The sequence below is a fragment of the Clostridium sp. genome (genome assembly GCF_021443865.1).
Taxonomy (GTDB): domain Bacteria; phylum Bacillota; class Clostridia; order Clostridiales; family Clostridiaceae; genus Clostridium.
This window is the reverse complement of the sequence record NZ_JABUTB010000015.1, coordinates 149,180-153,147: the sequence shown is the minus strand read 5'-3', so window position 1 is coordinate 153,147 and position 3,968 is coordinate 149,180. Positions and strand designations below refer to the sequence as shown.

General features: G+C 25.9%; 4 protein-coding genes. 1 reads left to right on the top strand and 3 read right to left on the bottom strand.

Annotated elements, in window-relative coordinates; translation table 11 throughout:
- Positions 1-30 precede the first annotated feature (30 nt).
- From HUJ77_RS04525 to HUJ77_RS04515, 3 genes are read right to left on the bottom strand one after another with little or no spacing between them, the layout of a single operon-like run.
- On the bottom strand, positions 31-1,356 hold the full coding sequence (locus HUJ77_RS04525; protein ID WP_291707385.1) for a M23 family metallopeptidase: 1,326 nt from the start codon (positions 1,354-1,356) through the stop codon (positions 31-33).
- 17 nt (positions 1,357-1,373) lie between these two features.
- Positions 1,374-2,621, bottom strand: coding sequence for a hypothetical protein (locus tag HUJ77_RS04520; RefSeq protein ID WP_291707384.1), 1,248 nt, complete (start codon positions 2,619-2,621; stop codon positions 1,374-1,376).
- A gap of 13 nt (positions 2,622-2,634) precedes the next feature.
- The gene (locus HUJ77_RS04515) at positions 2,635-2,976 is read right to left on the bottom strand and encodes a hypothetical protein (protein ID WP_291707383.1); all 342 of its coding nucleotides are present in this window, start codon (positions 2,974-2,976) and stop codon (positions 2,635-2,637) included.
- Positions 2,977-3,101: 125 nt separating this feature from the next.
- Here HUJ77_RS04515 and HUJ77_RS04510 point away from each other — a divergent pair, with 125 nt between their 5' ends.
- Positions 3,102-3,869, top strand: a complete 768-nt coding sequence (locus HUJ77_RS04510; RefSeq protein WP_291707382.1) for a histidinol phosphate phosphatase — start codon at positions 3,102-3,104, stop codon at positions 3,867-3,869.
- The last annotated feature ends 99 nt before the right edge of the window (positions 3,870-3,968 follow it).

Below are 3,968 nucleotides of genomic sequence, written 5' to 3'. Positions count from 1 at the left end.
TATTATTTATTTTATTATTTATTTTATTATTTATACATATGGTCTTGGATCAATATGTTGCCCATTTATTCTTATTTCCCAATGTATATGAGGGCCTGTACTCATTCCTGTTGAACCAACTAAAGCAATAGTTTGTCCTCTATAAACAGTTTCTCCAACTCCTACAAGTAAAGAACTATTATGAGCATATAAAGTTTGAACTCCACCACCGTGATCTATTATTATTGTATTTCCGTATCCACTAATCCATCCTGAATAAACTACTACACCACTCTTAGATGCAGCAACTGGTGCACCATAAGGATCTGCTAAATCTATTCCAGTATGGAAACCAGATTGACCCGTAACAGGATTAATTCTAGGTCCATATGTATCAGTAACCACTCCATATCCTGGTCTTAAGAAGGTTTCTGTACTTGGATCTCCTGGAACACCATCACTTCCCCCATTTTCTGGTGCACTTGGAGGTGTGACTTGTCCACCGCCTGAATTACTTCCATTATTTATTTCTTCAAAAATATTATCTAACTCTTGTTGAAGTTCTGCATTATAAGAAACTAAATCTCCAATTTGACTTTCTAAATCATTTCCTTGATCTGTTAAAGAAGCTATCAAATTAGATTTTTCTGATTCCAAATTATTTAATTCATTCATCTTACTTTGATGATATTCTTCTTTAGCTAGGTATTCCTTTTGAGCTTCTTTTAATTCATCTTGTTTAGCTACTACTGCCTTCTTATTTTCTTCTATTTGTGCTAACTGATTGGATATTTCTTCCTTCTCTTTCTCAAGTTGCACTTGAATTTCTTTTGCTTCATTAATTAATTTCTTATCAAAATTTATTAATCTAAAAACATTCTGAATATTATTAAATAATGAAAGTATGTCTTCACTTTTTAAAAGTAAATATATGTAATTACTTGCTACATCAATTTTATAGTAATTTCTAAGCCTTTTTTCTATATTCCCCTTAATTTTTATAGCTTCCTGTTCTTTTTCTTCAATTATTTGTTCTCTACTTTCAATCTCAACTTCTGATTTATAAATTTCACTATTTATATTATCTATTTCAGTCTGAACTTCATTTATCTTAGTCTGATAAGAATTAACTTCTTGTCTAGCAGCTTCTAAATCTGCACTTTTTTCATTTATTTGATTTAATATACCATTAAGTTCATTATTTTGACTATTTATTTCACTATCAATCTCTTTTTTTTCATTTTCCAACTCATTAATTTGATTTTGATTTTGATTTATCTTATCTTGTAAAGAAGAACTTGTCTCCGCAAAAGCTAAAAAATTCGTTGAAAAAACCACAGTAACAGTTATTGTTAGTGCCTTTAAAATTTTACTCATAACTATACCTCCGTTAGTTAATCTATACTAAATTTTTGTACTTCATTAATAATCCAATTATTATTTTCATACTCAATATGTGTTAAAAACATTTCTTCAACATTATTCTTTAAAAAAGGTAATATTTTCTTTTTAACATTATAATTTAGATTAATAACTATGTTTCCCTTATAAGTTCCATTATCGTAATAAAACTCACTACTCTTTAGTTCAGTTTTTAAATCATTAAGTTCATAATTATTCTTTAAAAATAAACTTTCCCTTATTATGCTATCATAAATTTTACTTTTTGTGTCCTCTTTAGAATTAAGAATTAATGAAGAATCTGAACTATTTAATGCATCGAATACACTAGAATAAAAGGTATCAGTTGATTTACTAACATCATTTATAAGCTTCTCATTTACCATATTTATATCTATATTTATATTAGGTAAACTTGAAACCTGTACCTTATCACTATTTATAACTCCCCAAGGAAATTCTCTTTGTATTTGTATATTTATTTCTTTATTTAATGGAATAGGACCATATTTTTTTATATCCTTAACCTTTTTATTAATTTTTTCATCATTAATAAATACATCAGCATCTTCAAAGTTAGAAGTTAGACTAATATTTAAAGCTGGCATATTAAGAGCATATTCCATATTTTCTACTATATATAATTCCTTTTCTTCTTCAATAGCTCCATACAAAGTATTTAAATTTCCTTTAATTAAATATTTCCCGGGAATTAAATCCATTGTTAAATTTGTATTTGTAAGCTTTTTATCATTTATATATACTTCAGTATTATTAAAATTCTTATTAATTTTAATAACTACAGGGGATATTTCTATATGATAATTATCAAAAAACAATATTTTTCTATTTACTAAAGTAAAATATCCACTTTTTCCATAACTCTTTAAATCTTTTATTAGGTTACTTACTCTAAATTGATTTTCAAAATAGTATTCGGCTAATGGTTCAAAATCACTTTTTCTTATTTTTTTATTTTGAAATTTCACTTCTTTATAAATCTTACCTGGTCTATTTTCCTCTAATGCTATCTCTAAATTCTTTAATATTATATTTTTACTTGATTTATAGCTTCCAATGCCAAATCCAATTAGTGTAAAAAATAAAAGTACTCCTATTAAAAGTATCTTTCTATTAATTAAAAATTCTTTTAAATTTGAAATCTTCAAATCACTAATATCTTCTTTTAATAAATTGAAATATTCTCTTAGGTACTGACGTACTTCTTTTAAATTTCTCAATAAATTCCACCCTTTATTCTAAAATATCTATTATCCATTTTTTACAATTTAGACATTTATATATTCTAATAACAAACATATCAAGGATTCCCATTGGTTTTTCTTTACTTAATAATTCCACTTCTTCCTTAGTAAAGAAATCATCATCCTCATTTAAAAAGCCTTGAATTTCTACTATGTAGTTTTCATTTGTTGCCTCACAACAATCATTTTCTCCTACTACTTCTATTTTTTCATATTGAAGTTCTGGACTAAGTTCTTTAATAAGACTTATTATGTCTTCAAATTCTTCTATATTATCTAAGAATTCCTCCTTATAAAACACTAAATCCTTTATTTCAAATAATTTTTCCATATTACCACACCTTTGTTTTATTGTACTTTAATTTTATCTTTATTAATAACATTAATCAAGATAATATAATAGTCAAATTATAGAAATACTATGCTATAATTTAATATAAAAAAGGAGGTAAATAAATGATATTTGATAGTCATATGCACTCAAAATTCTCTACTGATAGCAATATGAATATAGAAGATGCTATTAAAGTAGGACATGAAAATAATATTGGGATAATTATTACTGACCATATGGATTTGGACTACCCTGTTAAAGATGAATTTAAATTTGATATTCCTAGCTACTTTTCTGAATATGAAAAATATCGTTCTGATAAAGTAAAACTTGGAATTGAAATAGGATTAACAGAAAATACTCTTTTAGACAATGAAATTATTCCTCAGAACTATGACTTTGATTTTGTTTTAGGATCCATCCATGCAGTAAGAGGCTTAGATATATACGAAGAATATATACATCAAGGATATAATAAGAAGGAATTTTTCACTTATTATTTTGAAGATATGCTAAAATGTGTTCAAATATATAATAATTTCGATTCATTATCCCATATAGATTACCCCTGCAGATATTGTTCCTTTGATAATAAGGAAATCCTAGTAAATGAATTTACAGATATACTTTCTGAAATTTTTACTACATTAATAAATAAAGGAAAAGTATTAGAATTAAACACTTCAAGACTTCATATTTCAGAGGCTAATAAAGCTTTAAGAGATATTTACAAGCTTTATATGGACTTAGGAGGAAAATATGTGACACTAGGTTCAGATGCTCATAGCCATTTAAATGTAAATAAAAACTTTGACCTAGCTTTAAAATTCATAGAAGACTTAGGACTTAAAGGGGTTTACTTTAATAAGAGAAAGATGGAGTTATTTTAATTTAAAAGGAGCTGTCGCAACAGCTCCTAAATAAAAAATATAGAATGTAAAATGTAGAATTATTGATGTAATTCCAAAGGAATTACTAAAAAGATATAT